Annotated in this window: 9 protein-coding genes and 1 pseudogene; 1 reads left to right on the forward strand and 9 read right to left on the reverse strand. The window is 56.3% G+C overall.

The window, feature by feature from the left end; genetic code table 11:
- Nucleotides 1-673: 673 nt before the first annotated feature.
- From B7E11_RS02445 to speE, 3 genes are all read right to left on the reverse strand, one after another.
- The gene (locus B7E11_RS02445; RefSeq protein WP_080832042.1) at nucleotides 674-1,867 is read right to left on the reverse strand and encodes a transposase; all 1,194 of its coding nucleotides are present in this window, start codon (nucleotides 1,865-1,867) and stop codon (nucleotides 674-676) included.
- Nucleotides 1,868-2,054: 187 nt separating this feature from the next.
- A complete protein-coding gene (gene speB / locus B7E11_RS02450) occupies nucleotides 2,055-2,924 on the reverse strand; it encodes an agmatinase (protein WP_080832043.1) in 870 nt (289 codons plus the stop codon).
- Nucleotides 2,925-2,959: 35 nt separating this feature from the next.
- Nucleotides 2,960-3,796, reverse strand: a complete 837-nt coding sequence (gene speE, locus B7E11_RS02455) for a polyamine aminopropyltransferase (RefSeq protein WP_080832044.1) — start codon at nucleotides 3,794-3,796, stop codon at nucleotides 2,960-2,962.
- Nucleotides 3,797-4,053: 257 nt separating this feature from the next.
- Here speE and B7E11_RS02460 point away from each other — a divergent pair, with 257 nt between their 5' ends.
- Nucleotides 4,054-6,111 (forward strand): transglycosylase domain-containing protein, encoded by a 2,058-nt coding sequence (locus B7E11_RS02460; RefSeq protein ID WP_245809596.1) that lies wholly within the window; start codon nucleotides 4,054-4,056, stop codon nucleotides 6,109-6,111.
- Nucleotides 6,112-6,400: 289 nt separating this feature from the next.
- Here the strand turns inward: B7E11_RS02460 and B7E11_RS30050 are convergent, their stop codons facing one another.
- The 6 genes and pseudogenes from B7E11_RS30050 to B7E11_RS02485 all read right to left on the reverse strand — a co-directional run bounded on the left by B7E11_RS30050 (nucleotide 6,401) and on the right by B7E11_RS02485 (nucleotide 15,784).
- Entirely contained in the window at nucleotides 6,401-6,961 is a 561-nt protein-coding gene (locus B7E11_RS30050) for a hypothetical protein (RefSeq protein ID WP_245809597.1), read from the reverse strand.
- Nucleotides 6,962-7,513: 552 nt separating this feature from the next.
- Nucleotides 7,514-7,912, reverse strand: a complete 399-nt coding sequence (locus tag B7E11_RS30055) for a transposase (protein ID WP_245809598.1) — start codon at nucleotides 7,910-7,912, stop codon at nucleotides 7,514-7,516.
- Between the two features lie 255 nt (nucleotides 7,913-8,167).
- Nucleotides 8,168-11,710, reverse strand: a complete 3,543-nt coding sequence (locus B7E11_RS30060) for a cadherin-like beta sandwich domain-containing protein (RefSeq protein WP_080832046.1) — start codon at nucleotides 11,708-11,710, stop codon at nucleotides 8,168-8,170.
- Between the two features lie 145 nt (nucleotides 11,711-11,855).
- A pseudogene (locus B7E11_RS30740) lies at nucleotides 11,856-13,625 on the reverse strand (cadherin-like beta sandwich domain-containing protein); the annotation flags it as partial.
- Between the two features lie 90 nt (nucleotides 13,626-13,715).
- A complete protein-coding gene (locus B7E11_RS02480; RefSeq protein WP_080832048.1) occupies nucleotides 13,716-14,498 on the reverse strand; it encodes a response regulator in 783 nt (260 codons plus the stop codon).
- A complete protein-coding gene (locus B7E11_RS02485) occupies nucleotides 14,495-15,784 on the reverse strand; it encodes a sensor histidine kinase (protein WP_080832049.1) in 1,290 nt (429 codons plus the stop codon). The genes B7E11_RS02480 and B7E11_RS02485 overlap by 4 nt, the downstream gene beginning before the upstream one ends.
- Nucleotides 15,785-15,814: the final 30 nt, after the last annotated feature.

Consider the following 15,814-nt stretch of genomic DNA (forward strand, 5'->3'; position numbering starts at 1 on the left):
AGCCCGCGACGATCCACCTGATTGGCTTTGCACCATCTTGCTGCTTTTTCTCCACTGGAACGGAAAGCGGCAATTCGTTCTTCCCATTTCTTCTGTACGTCTTCTCTGGCCATAAAAAATCCTCCCCGAATTGGACTATGAGGAGGATTATCTCACGGTTATTGCAAGGAACGAAGGTGGGGAGAGTTTGACGCTTACGTTCTTGGCGCATGGCGGGGCAGATGGGTAATTTTTACTCAACTGTCCGCGGTTCCTGGAGTACGGCCGGGCGAGACGGGTGATTTTTACTCAACTGTCCGCGGTTCCTGGAGCACGGCCGGGCGAGATGGGTAATTTTTACTCAACTGCGTGCGGCCGCATGCACACGACGGTAGAGTTAAGCCACCATGATTCGACCGGAGTCCCGGGGGACCGAACCGACTTCCTGAGCGGATGGGAAAATGTCGTCGGAAAAATATTCACGCGCTCCCGAGCGGCCCACCACCCGTGCCCGCGAGCTTGTCCGGGTCCTTGCACGGTGAAGACTTAAACATTTTTATATGAGCATTTTGCATAATTCCGTTTTTGAAGTAGGTAGTGGAATTATGGGGCCAATTAAACCAGCTTTCTAGCTAAATCGACTTTAATTTTCAAAAATGGGCAGACCTGCAGAATTTTTACTGAATCAAAAAATTTAAGCGGCGGCGTTCTTGGATTGACGAGCCATCGCTAACGCAGAAGCTAATAACACAATGGCGTTTAGGTATTGGTGAGTTGTCACCTTTTGAATACCCCAGACGTGCATGGCGTCTGCGGTGAGATAGGTTTTCAACCTGGAGTTGCATCGTTCTACGCTGGTTCTTTCGTTATACAACTCCTTCCAGCGTTTGGTGTCTCGATGTGGACTTGAATAACGACGCAAATCGCTTTTCGTATCGACTTTGACGACCATTCCATAGTTGGAAGATGAGCAAGCAGCCATCCCAAGCGGACAGTCTACCTTGCCCGTGGCATGGGGACAGCGGAATTTCAGGTATTCTCCATCAACGCCCCAATAAGTCATTTCATAGCCCATCGAGCAACAGGGTGTGCCACTGGATGTCATGCCCGCAGGTGGTTCCTTCTCGTTGCGAAGGTTCATCGGAATAATCGCCTGCGCCTTTACATTTCGCGCTGCTTCGTAGTTTTTAAGCTGGTCATAACCGGCATCAAGCATAAAGAACTTCACCTGTGTACCCGCAGCCACTTGTTCTATGAGAATCGGAGCCATATCGCCGTCATTGACGTGAGCCGGTGTAACGGAGAGCGCCATCGGCAGCTCGCTTGTTGTGTCGACGGCGAGATGAATCTTGTAGCCAAACCACTTGACCTTGTTGCCAAACGAATCGAACTTAGCCCCCCAGTTGGCATTGCCAGTCCGTTCGCTTTTCCGTTTCGGTTGCTTCTTCTCATAAGCATGAATCGCTGCACTGTCGATCGCCACATGACTTCCGTCGATGATTCCCTCCTTCTTGCATTGTACAACGAGATCATCAAACAGGCGCTGAGCTTGCCCCTTGCTGGTTAACTCAGCGAACACGCGGCTTAAAGTCGCGATAGAAGGAGCCTCACGGTCCAGTCTAAGTCCACATTGATAACGAAAGCGAAGATCGACATCCAAACGATGATGTAGACCCGTAAATGTATCGATGTTCTCAAGCGGGGCAGCAAGTAGCGCACGAAGAATCCCTTGCCTGCAATGTCCGTCGGCACCTCGGGGTGAATGACTTCTCAATTCCTTGGCATAGGGGCGTAAGTCCAGGGCGCTGAAAAAGATAGGCAATCGTTCTTTAGATTCAAGTTTTTGAAGCACATCAAAGGAAAATAGACTTTCTTGGAGAATATACAAAGTGACTTCCCTCCCTTGGGTTTTCTGGTTTGGTCACTTGAAAACTTCTCCAAGTTGGGGTGAAGTCCCTTTTTTTTGCTCAAAAACCTTTGTACAGCAAGGGCTCAGATTAATGCAAAATGCTCATATAAAAAAACCGCCTCCCGAAGGAAACGGCTTTCTCGCTCGCTTTTCGCGCATATAGTTCTTATTTCACAAACCCCAACAGCATCTCGCGAATCAGCTTGGCCGCAACGATCGGCGTCTGCTCCGTCGGATCGTAAATCGGGGCGACCTCGACCACGTCGGCTCCGACGACGTTCGCTCCGGAGCCCGCGATAAGATGAACCGCTTCGAGCAGCTCCTTGGACGTGATGCCTCCCGCTTCCGCCGTGCCCGTGCCCGGAGCCGCGGACGGATCGAGCACGTCGATGTCGATCGTCACGTAGACCGGACGGCCGGCAAGCGACGGGATCGCCTCCCGCAGGGGCGCCGCCACTTCGAACGGGTAAAAGTTGATGTTCTCCCGGGCGTACGCCCACTCTTCCCGGCTGCCCGAACGGATGCCGAATTGATAAATATTGCGCCCGCCCATCAGTTCCGCCGCTTTGCGGATCGGGGTGGAGTGCGACAGCGGCTCTCCCTCGTAGCTTTCCCGCAAATCGGCGTGCGCGTCGATGTGGATGACGGCGAGATCCGGATATTTTTTATGCATTTCCTGAAGCACCGGCCAGGTGACGAGATGCTCGCCGCCCATTCCGAACGGGAACTTGCCGTCCGCCAGCACGCCGCGCACGTAGTCGCCGATAATGTCGAGGCTCCGGGCCGCATTGCCGAACGGCAGCAGCAGGTCGCCCGCGTCGAAATAGTCGAGCTCCTCCAGGCTGCGGTCGAGATAGGGGCTGTATTCCTCCAGCCCCACCGACGCTTCGCGAATCCGGCCGGGGCCGAAGCGGGAGCCCGGACGGAACGAGACGGTATAATCCATCGGCATGCCGTAGATGACCGCTTTGGAGGAGGCATAATCGCCGGAGCTCAGGATGAAGACGTTGCCGGAATATTTTGGGTCCAATTTCATGGGCGTTGCGGTCTCCTTTCGGTTCGCGGCCGATATTATTTGGTCAGGTCTTCCACGAATTTCGGCAGCACGAACGCCGCTTGATGCAGGCGGGGCGTGTAGTATTTGGTGTCGATTTCGGGAATGTCTTCGGGCTTGACGTTCAGCGGGTCGTGCTTTTTGCTGCCCATCGTGAACGTCCACAGGCCGCTCGGATACGTCGGGATATTGCACCCGTACACGCGGACGATCGGGAACACTTCCTTGACGTCGCGGTTGACGGTTTGAATCAGGTCGGCCTTGAACCAGGGGTTGTCCGTTTGCGCGACGAACAGGCCGTCCTCTTTAAGCGATTCGTAAATGCCCTGATAAAATCCGCGCGTGAACAGCTGCACGGCCGGACCGACCGGCTCCGTCGTGTCGGCGATGATGACGTCGTATTCGTTTTTGTGGTCGTGGATATGCTTGAAGCCGTCGTTCACGAGCACTTCGACGCGCGGATCGTCCAGCTTGCCGGCGATCGTCGGCAAATACTTTTTGGAATATTCGATGACTTTGCCGTCGATGTCGACGAGCACCGCTTTTTTCACTTTCGGGTGCTTCAGCACCTCGCGGATGACGCCGCCGTCGCCGCCGCCGACGACCAGCACGCTTTCCGGGTTCGGGTGCGTGAACAGAGCGGGATGCGCGGCCATCTCGTGATAGACGAATTCGTCGCGGACGGTCGTCATGACCATCCCGTCGAGCAGCAGCATGTTGCCCCACTCTTCCGTTTCCACCATCACCAGCTCTTGAAAATCGGTTTGCTCGTGAACGTAAGTATTTTTGATTTTGGCCGTAATGCCGAAGTTTTCGGTTTGTTTCTCGGTAAACCACAGTTCCGTAGAAGACATGAGCAGAACCCTTCTTTCCAGGGAAATTTGATCGTTCGCGTGTCGATTCCTGCGGCCGGCGCCAGCTCTCGTCCGTGGTGATCGCAGGCGCGCCACAAGTTAAGCCAACCAACAAGTATTATAGGATATCGCCGGCAAAATGCAACCGAAGTTCCCGCAAAAAACCGCCAACCGTCGGCCTTAGAATATACCGGCTCTTCTTACTCCATACTAAGTGGGAAATGTTAACTCCGGATGAAACCGAAGGAGGGAAAGCCGTGGACCGGAAAACGAAACGTTCAACCCGCGCAAAAAGGCGGCCCGGACGCCTTCGCAAAAGTCATATTTTGTCGCTGTTTCTTCTGTCGGCTTCCGTCTTGCTGTTCGGCGCCCTCGCCGCCTCCGTCCGTTACGGATCGCTGCCCGCGGCTTCCTTTCCGCAATCGACGCAAATTACCGACGCGAAAGGCGGCGTGCTTGCCTCGCTGCAGGGAGGCGTCAATCGTCGGACGGTATCCCTCAAGGATATTTCCCCATGGCTCGTCAAGGCGACGCTCGCCGCCGAGGACCGGAGGTTTTACGAACATGCCGGACTCGACCTCCGCGGGCTTGCCCGGGCCGCCTGGGTCGACGTGCGCCATATGTCCAAGGAGCAGGGAGCGAGCACGCTGACCCAGCAGCTCGCCCGCAACCTGTACCTTTCCCACGAACGAACGTGGAGCCGCAAGCTGAAGGAGGCTTGGTACGCAGCCAAGCTGGAGCAAACGTACTCGAAAGACGAAATTTTGGAGATGTATTTGAACCAAATTTATTACGGCCACGGCGCCTACGGAGCGGAGGCCGCCTCCAGGCTTTACTTCAACAAGCCCGCGAAAGAGCTGACGTTGGCCGAAAGCGCCTTGCTTGCCGGCATCCCGAAGGGGCCGCGCTACTATTCGCCGCATCTGCATCCCGACCAGGCGGCCGCCAGGCAGCGGACGGTCGTCCAGGCGATGAAGGAGACGGGCAGCATTACGGTCAGGCAGGCGGAGCAGGCCGCCGCCGTGGCGGTGAACGTACAGCCGTTGCCGAAAAACCAGGGCGTCATTGCGCCGTATTTCGTCGATTACGTCCGCAAGCGCGCGGCCGAGCTGCTCGGCGAGGAGGAATCGCTGCTCAGCGAGGGCGGGCTGACGATCACGACGACGCTCGACGGCGACATGCAGCGCGCCGCCGAGGAAGCCGTCGCCGCCAAAATGCCGAAGGACAGCGAACTGCAAGCCGCCCTCGTCGCGATCGATCCCGCCACCGGCTACATTAAAGCGATGGTGGGGGGACGCAATTACGCCGCCAACCAGTTCAACCGGGTGTTCGCGACTACTCGCCAGCCGGGTTCGTCGTTCAAGCCGATTCTGTACGCGGCTGCGCTCGACAAGCGCGTCGTCACGGCCGCCAGCCGTTTCCGGAGCGAGCCGACGATTTTTTATTACGACGACAATCGGAAAATTTACCGCCCGAGCAATTTCAACGACCGCTATTCCCATGAGGAAATCGGGCTGCGCCAAGCGATCCGGACGTCGGACAACATCTACGCGGTCAATACGATCATGCAGGTCGGACCCGAAGAGGTGATCGGAATGGCGCGCCGGCTCGGGGTAACCGCCCCGCTTTCCGCGGTCCCGTCGCTTGCGCTCGGCACGTTCCCGGTCAGCCCCTACGAAATGGCCGCCGCCTTCACCGCGTTCGCCGCGGGGGGCAGCAAGACCGAACCGGTCGCCATCGTGCGCATCGCCGACCGCAACGGCCGCGTGCTGTACGAGAACCGGCCCCGGAAAACGCAAGTCATCGAGCCGTCTCTCGCCTATGTCGTGACGGACCTGCTCCGCAGCGTGTTCGATACCGGCGGAACCGGCCACCGGGTGGCGAAAATGCTGAAGCGGCCGGTCGCCGGAAAGTCGGGCACGACCTCGTCCGACGCCTGGTTCGTCGGCTACACGCCGGAGCTGACGACGGCCGTATGGGTCGGCTACGACCGCGGGCGAGCTATCTCGTCCAGCGAAGCGCACCGGGCCGCGCCGATTTTCGCTCAGTTTACGGAAACCGCGCTTGCCCATGTACCTGCCCGGGAGTTCGAGGTGCCCGAAGGAGTCGTCAGCCTCGACATCGACCCGGCCAGCGGGCTCATCGCAGGAACCGGGTGTCCTGCCGACGAAAGGGAAAAAGTCCGGGAAGTGTTTCTCGCGGGCACGGAGCCTACGCAGACCTGCGCCGTAAAAGAAGACGCGAAAGAGCCGGGCGGAACCGGCGAGAACGGCGCATCGTGGTGGAGCAGGCTGCGGAACTGGTGGACCGGTTGAGCCGGGGCGAATGTCGTAGCGAAGCAGGCTGCGCGGCTGCCGGGACGTTCGTTTCGAAATTGCCCGGACAGGATACCTCCTTTCTCGCAGGGGGGTCTAACCTTACGTGACTCGCGGATTTTCATCGCCTCCATTGTCTTTATATAGGAGCTCGGATTAAATAGGGTGGTTCGAGTCGGAACGAGGGGGAATGAGCGCAAAAAATGAAAGATCGTCCGAAAATGAAAGTGATTTTCATGAATGCGCATGCCAAAGAAGCCGACAGATTTCTATTTTAAAAAAAATGGGTTTACCCGGCAAGCGATTCGTTAAGCCATTGCTGAATCGTAGGTAACGTTTTATGTTTCTTTGCTTCTTCGAACCATGCGTCAGCGTGCTGGCACATGGCGATGAGATACACTCGAATATTCCAATGGCGTGAACTGCGACCGCGCGACGATTCTAACTGGTAATCCACCTTCTGGCGCTTGATGCAGCGCTCGACGCCGGTTCGCATTGCATAACGCTTTCTCCATTCCTTGCTGTCACGGCGGATGCGCGGGAACAGGCGTGGATTATCGGCTGTAGACGTATAGAACGTTCTTCCATACTCGGAAGGCGAGCAAGGTGTGGGACATTCCCATTTTCCGACTTTGGCGGGGCAGCGCCACTTGATACGCTGCCGCCCGGAACACTTGCCCCAGCAGATCATCTTGCGATTAATAGGGCAGACGGGAACGCCATCGGAGTTAATGTTCATTTCATTGTATACCAATTGCCCGGAACGCCTGAGATTCAGGTCGATGATGCTGCTAACATCATCGTGTTCCAGCATGGTATAGATCGGGAGGGCGTCGTGGGCGGAATCCAAGATCGCCTCTCCCACCTTCCAATCTGCGTACCAGTAGCGAAGTTCGCGGTACCCGCAAATCCACGACACGGAATCGTGCTGGCTAGCGCGAAACAATCGTGGATACACGGGCAGATCATACGGGCTGTCCGCGGCGGTAAACATGTAAAGCGTACGTCCATAGTAATACTTCTCGCGATAACTGTCCCAGCCCCAGTCCGCATCGGGATCGGAGAATTGCCGTTTGCAGGTACACTTCCATTGCCCGACTTGCGGCAATCGCAAAGGAATTTGCCGAAGGAACGCGCTCCGGTGCTGGCCGGGGACCCGTCGCCGATCACGCGAAAGGCGTTCGTATCGCCAAGCAATCCCTTTGCCGCAGAAGGCTGAACAAACATGGATTGAAACAATTGCTGCAAGAGGTCGTGTTCCTTGGGGGCGTAGTGGATCTTGCCCGCTCGCAGGATGCGGGCGACGAGCCTTTCCGTGATCTTTGGGTTTTTAGGTTCTTGCTTTTGATTCTTCTTGCCTTTCTTTCGCGGTTTTTTCAGGCGGCGTTGGATTCGCCCGGTCTTATGCGGGGTGGATGCCTGCCAAAGCCGGGGGGAAAAAGTCGTAGAACGTCCCGACACCCGGCGACTCGCCGGGGTTGAAACCGCAAAGGATGGCATAAACCGGCGTCGTTCGAATGGCGACGACGCCCTCGTCGACGCTAAGCCCAAGCTTGGTCATGAGGAGCAGGCAGCGGAGCATGTCGGCGGGATCGTGGGGCTTGCGGCCTCTTGGCTTGGAGGAGTAAGCCCCTCGCATCAAGGAAGCCGTAGCGGACAGATCGATCGCCGTGATCCAGAAGATCAGGTCGCTGTAGAATCGCTGCAAAAATAGCCGGGCTTCCGGGGTGTTATACTCCTTTCGCAGTTGATCAAGCACGAAGGCCAGGTAGTCCGGATGAGAACGAGATACAGGCGTCATTGCAATCACCCAACTTTCTAAGAGATAGGCTGAAAAATGCCTTCTCGGCGATTATTGGGGCATTTCGAAAAAGTCAAGAGGAAAGTTTGTTCGCATCCTGTTTTTGGGGGTGAAACAAAGAAAGACCCTGGCCGAAAGGCCAGAGCCGAAGCGGAATCGTGAATTCCGAGAGACTTATTTATCCTTAAGGGGGGAAAAACTTTGATGGAACTTAAGTGAAAAAAGCGGCTGCCTCCTGGGCAACCGCTAGAGCTATTATAGTTGACTAACTTCCAGCAATCGGAGCAGCATGACGACAGCTTCCGCACGCGAGGCGTTGCCGTTCGGGGCAAACGAATTGCCGCTGCGGCCGCTTACGATGCCCAGTTGGCGGATCGCTCCGACAGAGCCCTTAGCCCATTTCGGAATGTCTTCGTCATCGCCGAAGCCGGTTGTTACGTTCGCGCCGGGGGATACCTGCAACGCTTTGGCAATCATAGACGCTATCTCCGCGCGGGTGATCTTGGCCTCCGGCCGGAAGCTGCCTCCCCCGTCACCGCTGACGATACCCGCTTGCACGGCGAGAGCTACCGCTTGTTTCGCCCAGGCGCCGATCTTGGCCTCGTCTTTGAAGGCAAGCGCTACGCCTGTCCCGTCCAGCTTCAGCGCGCTAGCCAGCATAACGGTAAATTCGGCGCGAGTTACCGGGGCATTCGGCTTGAACGTGCCGTCGAGGTAACCGCTAACCAGCTTCAACGTCGCCGCGCGAACGATCGATTGCTCGCCCCAATGGCCGGCGATATCGGTAAAGGATGGGATCGGTTCGGTAACCGTTTCTTCGTCGACGTTGTTATTCGCTTCGATTGCCAGAACGGCATACTTGGTGAAATGGTCCACCTCCACCGTAATCCATTCGCCGTCAACCGTGCCTCCCACTTCTCTCCACGTTTTCTTTTCTTCATCGTAGTAGTGAATGGAGGCCTTCCGGTCGCTGCCGACCTTGGCCGGATCGAACTTGATCGAGAGCTTGACCGGCTTCTTGAAGGCTCCTGCGACGTTCTTCAAGACTTCGAAAACTGAACTTGCGAATGCTTCCTGCGTCGAAGATGGGATATCCGCGACCGATCGATACTCGATCGTGATGCGAAGCTCTTGCTCCGCCGCGCCGACAGGAACCTGAATGGAAATTTCGTCGTTCAGGCCGACTTCTCCGGAGCTTCCGACCGGGATGGCGATGGCTCCATTCGCCGAAGTCACATGGCTTGGGCTGTTACCGCCCCCACCGACTACACCGTTGCCGCCCGTTGCTACCAGGGTCGCTGTTGCCGCTTCGGAGAATCCGCTTGTTCCTCCTGGGCCGATCGCTTTAACCGCGAACGTATAGCTCGTCCCGTTCGTTAACCCCGTTACGGTATACGTCGCCAACGTTACGCTCGCCTGCACGAGATTCCAATCGGTTTCATCCGTCGGAGCCGCCGTTCCTTCATATTGGTACACCGAGTAATGATCCGCACCCGTTACGGCTTCCCAATTCAGAGTCACCTGTCCGTCTCCCGCGACACCGATTAATTTCGCGGGGGCTGTCGGGGCAGGCGGCAAGGAAGCGGTTGGAGTCGACAACGTCGCTGCCGAGAACCCGCTCGTTCCTCCTGCGCCGATCGCTTTAACCGCGAATGCATAACTCGTCCCGTTCGTTAAGTTCGTTACGGTGTACGTCGCCGACGTTACGCTCGCCTGCACGAGATTCCAATCGGTTTCATCCATCGGAGCCGCCGTTCCTTCATATTGGTACACCGAGTAATGATCCGCACCCGTTACGGCTTCCCAATTCAGAGTTACCTGTCCGTCTCCCGCGACGCTGGATACGTTCGCCGGGGCTGTCGGGATTTCCGGCGGGGTCGTCGTCACGGTAAAGCTGACGGTGAATCTCTGAGGCGCGACGTTATCGCCGTAGACAGCGACCGTCGCCGAAAAGCTTCCCGCAAGCAGGTGATTGTTCGGAACGACCGTAAAGTTGTCGCTGCCGCTAGCTCCGATGCTGCCGATAGTCGTCTTCGATAACGCAAACGCGCTCGCATCGCTTCCGCCTAGCTCAACTGTCAAATCGCCGGTCGCCCCGGTGCCCGTATTGTTGACCAGAACGGTGAACGGCGTCCGAGGCGAGTATCCTTCGATGACGGAGCCAAAGTCGTGGTTATCCGTCTGACTCAACTCAATGCTAGGCATCAGCGCCGGTGCCATTATCTTGTAAGTAGCCGTGACCGTAGCAGCGTCTGCCGGCATGGTGAATGTCGTGCTGCTGCTGGTAGCGTCGGCCAAGACACCCCCGTCTCCTCCGATCCACTTGTCAAATTCCTTGCCTTCTGGCGGCGCGTCCGCCACAATGGCTACCTCTACCCCTTCTTCATAGCTGCCGCTCCCCGTTCCGTTCTCGACCGTTAGGGTATAGAATTGGGCTTCTGTCGCCTTCACCGTCAGGGTAAATGTCTTGGTGTCCGTGATGCCGTTCTTGGCAATTAAGGCTGTCAGAACCACAGCAGAATCGCCAGCAGAATATTTCGGACGGGTCACGGTTCCATCCGGAGCGATCACATTCGGCTTGTCGGAGGTCCAGCTAATCGCGGTTTCATTTAAGCCGCCCGTGGGCAATATCACGTTCTTGGTGACCGCGCCCGAACTATCACCCTCCGCAAAGCCGACTTCCAAGGCCTTTTGGGCTTCCATGACCGCTTCCTCATCGGACAGTCCTAACCGGGTTACCGTCACCTTGTACGTCTTCGTCGCGCCATTCTGCGCCGTAACGTCCACCAAGATCTCGTTGTCCCCAACGTTCAGGCTTACTGTCCTGGCGCTCCCGCTGGTCGCATCCGCCGTGTTCACTTGCAACGTCGCCGTGCCGTCCGCCACCGTCGGCGTAATCTCCAAGCTGGTTATTTCGTTCCCCACGCTCGCAGTGTACTCGGTCGTACCGGACGAGAACGATGGCGACAACGTTCCCTGACTAATCGTCAAGTTGCTCAGGTCCGCATTGCTCGACTTCGCCCGGGTTACCGTCACCTTGTACGTCTTCGTCGCGCCATTCTGCGCCGTAACGTCCACTACGATCTCGTTGTCTCCTACATCGAGATTTACCATCCTGGCGCTCCCGCTGGTCGCATCCGCCGTGTTCACTTGCAACGTCGCCGTGCCGTCCGCCACCGTCGGCGTAATCTCCAAGCTGGTTATTTCGTTCCCCACGCTTGCGGTGTACTCGGTTGTGTCGGCGGAGAACGACGGAGAAAGCGTACCCTCGCTAATCGTCAAGTTGCTCAGGTCCGCATTGCTCGACTTCGCCCGGGTTACCGTCACCTTGTACGTCTTCGTCGCGCCATTCTGCGCCGTAACGTCCACTACGATCTCGTTGTCTCCTACATCGAGATTTACCATCCTGGCGCTCCCGCTGGTCGCATCCGCCGTGTTCACTTGCAACGTCGCCGTGCCGTCCGCCACCGTCGGCGTAATCTCCAAGCTGGTTATTTCGTTCCCCACGCTTGCGGTGTACTCGGTCGTACCGGACGAGAACGATGGCGACAACGTTCCCTGACTAATCGTCAAGTTGCTCAGGTCCGCATTGCTCGACTTCGCCCGGGTTACCGTCACCTTGTACGTCTTCGTCGCGCCATTCTGCGCCGTAACGTCCACCAAGATCTCGTTGTCCCCAACGTTCAGGCTTACTGTCCTGGCGCTCCCGCTGGTCGCATCCGCCGTGTTCACTTGCAACGTCGCCGTGCCGTCCGCCACCGTCGGCGTAATCTCCAAGCTGGCTATTTCGTTCCCCACGCTTGCGGTGTACTCGGTTGTGTCGGCGGAGAACGACGGAGAAAGCGTACCCTCGCTNACCGGACGAGAACGATGGCGACAACGTTCCCTGACTAATCGTCAAGTTGCTCAGGTCCGCATTGCTCGACTTCGCCCGGGTTACCGTCACCTTGTACGTCTTCGTCGCGCCATTCTGCGCCGTAACGTCCACCAAGATCTCGTTGTCCCCAACGTTCAGGCTTACTGTCCTGGCGCTCCCGCTGGTCGCATCCGCCGTGTTCACTTGCAACGTCGCCGTGCCGTCCGCCACCGTCGGCGTAATCTCCAAGCTGGGTATTTCGTTCCCCACGCTTGCGGTGTACTCGGTTGTGTCGGCGGAGAACGACGGAGAAAGCGTACCCTCGCTTATCGTCAAATTGCTCAAGTCCGCGTTGCTCGACTGCGGCGCTCGGGTTACCGTGACCTTGTACGTTTTCTGCACCCCAGTCTGTGAGGTGACCTCCACCAGAATCTCGTTACTCCCCACATTCAGATCCACTGTCTTGCCAATGCCGCTGACTGTCGAAGCCGAATTAATTTTTAGCGTCGCCGTGCTATCCTCTACCATCGGCGTAATGGTCAATTGATCTACCTCATAGAGCACACTCACCGAGTAATTTACTTGGTCCGATGAGAAAGCCGGGCTAAGCGTACCTTTGCTAATCGTCAGGCTGCTTAAATCCGCGTTATTCGATAGAATGTTCACCGTTACGGTGGCCACATTCGAACTGACCGTTCCATCGTTCACCTGATAATGAAACGTATCGATTCCGGTCACATCCCAATATGGCGTGTAGGTATAAGAACCCGAGTTGGACACGGATGCGATTCCCTTGCTTGGCGGACTGACAAGCAAGTAAGTCAACGGGTCTCCGTCGGCATCCGTAGCGGTTAAAGTACCGGTTCCGGTGGTATTCTGATTAATAGTGAAAGAATGATCATTGCTAACCGGCACTTGGGTCAGCAGATTCAACCCGGCCGGGACATTGCTTTGACCATAGTTGTTATATCCCCAGGCGACCACCGTTCCGTCTGATTTTAAGGCCAGACTATGATAGCTGCCTGCAGCTATAGCCACCACGCCGGTTAATCCGGCCGGGACATTGCTTTGGCCATAGCTGTTATATCCCCAGGCCACCACCGTTCCGTCTGATTTTAAGGCCAGACTATGAGAATATCCCGCAGCTATAGCCACCACGCCGGTTAACCCGGACGGGACAACGCTCTGGCCATATAGGTTATCTCCCCAGGCCACCACCGTTCCGTCTGATTTTAAGGCCAGACTATGAAAGTCTCCTGCAGCTATAGCCACCACGCCGGTTAATCCGGAAGGGACATTACTCGGTTCATTAGCTCCCCAGGCCACTACCGTTCCGTCTGATTTTAAGGCCAGACTATGAAAATATCCCGCAGCTATAGCCGCCACACCGGTTAATCCGGACGGGACATTACTCTGACCATAACCATTATGTCCCCAGGCGACCACTGTTTCGTCTGATTTTAAGATCAGACTATGAAGGGTTCCTGCAGCTATAGCCTTCACACCGGTTAATCCGGACGGGACATTACTCTGACCATCACCATTATATCCCCAGGCCGCCACTGTTCCGTCTGATTTTAAGGCTAGATTATGACCGTTTCCTGCAACTACATCCACTGCTCCTGTTAATCCGGACGGAACATTACACTGACCATTACTATTATTTCCCCAAGCCACCACAGATCCGTCAGATTTCAAAGCCACGCTATGGAGGGCTCCTGCAGCTATCTTCCCTCGTGCACTATCAACCGTAAAAGAAGCTGCATGCCCGACGGACGGCCAACCCGTACAAACCATTACCGCGATCAACGCATAGACGATAATGGAGCGGTAACCCTTTATTCTGCTTTCCCTCATCTCTGCCCACCTCACCAGACCTCTGAATCTTCTAAATTAGTATAAGATTCAGAGCGTTGCAAAAGCGTGACAGGCTCCTGCATGGCCGTTCTATTCAAACCTGGTGACGGCAAATTCCGCCCAGCTATAGCTAGGCAAATAATCGTGGCGATAGCCGTTGACCGCCTGCGGATCTCCATCCAGGAACCGGTAGCTGTCGCAGTCCAATTGCTCGGGATCGATGGAGAGGCGCCCATGCCACTTGCGTAAAACAGACGAGATATTCTCCTGCTGCAAGGATTCCTTCAAGTCCTTGACGATGGTTCGGAAGTAATCGCGCTTCGCCGGATCGCCCGCCTCGTCCTCCCAGAGAATCGCGCAGGCTTCCGCCGTCGTCAGGCTGGCCCCCCTCCGGTCGATCAGGCAGGCGAGCAGCTCCTTGGCCTTGGCGCGCTTGAATTGGAGCGGCCTGCCGTTCACGAATACCTCGAAGCCGCCGAAGGTCTGCACCTGCACCTTTTTCCTTTTGGCTTGAAGCGAGTCCTCGTAAATAAAAGTCAACTCTCGCAAAATGTCCTCTTGAAGCACAGGCTTCATCAGGTACCCGGTGGCCCGAACCCGGAAGGCGTCTACTGCGTATTTGGCATAGCTGGTCACGAAGATGATAGGAACGTCCGGCTGAATATCCTTGAGCTCCTTGGCAAGTACAAGCCCGCTGGAGCTGCCCAGCTCGATGTCCAGAAACGCCACGTCGAACCGAACGGACCGCGCTTGCTCCAGCGCCCTTCCCGATGTCGCTAACGGATAAATGGCGCAATCCGGCACCGCTTCCCTCAGCGCTTGCTCGAGATCCCGAAGAACCAGCGGCTCGTCATCCACGATTAAGAAATTCATTGGAGTTTCCCTTCCTTTTCCTTCGGCAGAATAATGGCAGCGGTCGTTCCTCGGCCCGGGATGCTGTCGATCGTCAGCCTTCCTCCGCACAGCTCCTCCAGTCGTCTACGCACATTGCGAATCCCTACGCGCTGCTCGCCCTCCGAGGGATCGGGCAGGGACGCAAACCCGACTCCATCGTCCATTATGACGATCCGATAGGAGGTATCCGTTTCTTCCGTACGAATCGTAATCGCGCCTCCTTCCTCCCACCTCATGATGCCGTGACGCACCGCGTTTTCCGCAAGGGGTTGAACGGTCAGGGGGGGGATCGGGAAGTCCTTGGGGCCGATGTCATAAATCACTCTCAGACGCTCCCGGAACCGCTGCTGCTCCAGATTCAAATAATACTGCACATGGGACAACTCCTGGGAGAAGGGGATCGGCGCTTTGCTCTCCAGAACGCCCATATTGGCCCGCAGAAACAAGGAGAAGTCCCCGATCGCCTGCTTGGCCTGCTTCGGATCCAGGTCGCAAAGCTGCCGGATGACCGTCAGCGTGTTATAGAGAAAGTGGGGCTGAATCTGGCTGATCAGAATGCCGATACGGGCTTCCACCAGCTCCTTCTCCTGCTGCTTTAAGAGAAGCTCCCTCTTCGATTGAATGTTGATGAAGATAAGCAGGATGGAGAAAGTCGCGGTCGGTCCCGTCAGCGCGATTCCGTAGTAGGCGAATTGAATCGCTTCCCCTACCAGCGGCAAAACCACATAGCTCAACAGAAACAGCACGTCCCTGGAATCCAGATAACGCCGGTATCGGAGGATGAGCGTTGTGGAAATTCCGTAGATCAGGAAGGGAATGAGCTGGGAGAGCCAGAACCAATGGCCGCGTCGATAGAGATTGTCCGGGCTGAAGTCGAAATACATGCCGTTCCACAAGGACAGCACGCTGAACAAGAACTGCATGGCGGCAAGAACGCAGGCAGCGTTCCATATGTATTTCTTAAAAGCAACCTTAGGGGAAAGAAACGCCATGACGTACCCGAGAAAGGTAAGAAGCAACGGCGCGGTGCAAGCAAAGTTCAGGGCGGTGCCGAACCGGAGGGCAAAGGGGTACCATGGCTGCGCCATGCCTTCGAAAGCCCAGCTGCCGGTATCCCCAAGCACCATTCCGAGGTTGGAAACACAAATCAGCATAAAGTAGCGTCCGGATTTCTCACTGGTTTTGCCATTCGTCCATAGATAGAGAATGAGAATTAAGGTAATAAGCAAGCTGTACGAGTCGAGGATGATGTTCACGGTTTGCATTCGATTCCGTCCTCTGCCGGTTGTATATGA

It is taken from the genome of Cohnella massiliensis, assembly GCF_900169535.1.
Taxonomy (GTDB): domain Bacteria; phylum Bacillota; class Bacilli; order Paenibacillales; family Paenibacillaceae; genus Cohnella; species Cohnella algarum.

Coding starts and splice junctions, on each gene's coding strand:
- speB (WP_080832043.1), bottom strand. CDS start 2,924: ATGAAATTGGACCCAAAATATTCCGGCAACGTCTTCATCCTGAGCTCC.
- speE (WP_080832044.1), bottom strand. CDS start 3,796: ATGTCTTCTACGGAACTGTGGTTTACCGAGAAACAAACCGAAAACTTC.
- B7E11_RS30055 (WP_245809598.1), bottom strand. CDS start 7,912: ATGACGCCTGTATCTCGTTCTCATCCGGACTACCTGGCCTTCGTGCTT.
- B7E11_RS02480 (WP_080832048.1), bottom strand. CDS start 14,498: ATGAATTTCTTAATCGTGGATGACGAGCCGCTGGTTCTTCGGGATCTC.
- B7E11_RS02485 (WP_080832049.1), bottom strand. CDS start 15,784: ATGCAAACCGTGAACATCATCCTCGACTCGTACAGCTTGCTTATTACC.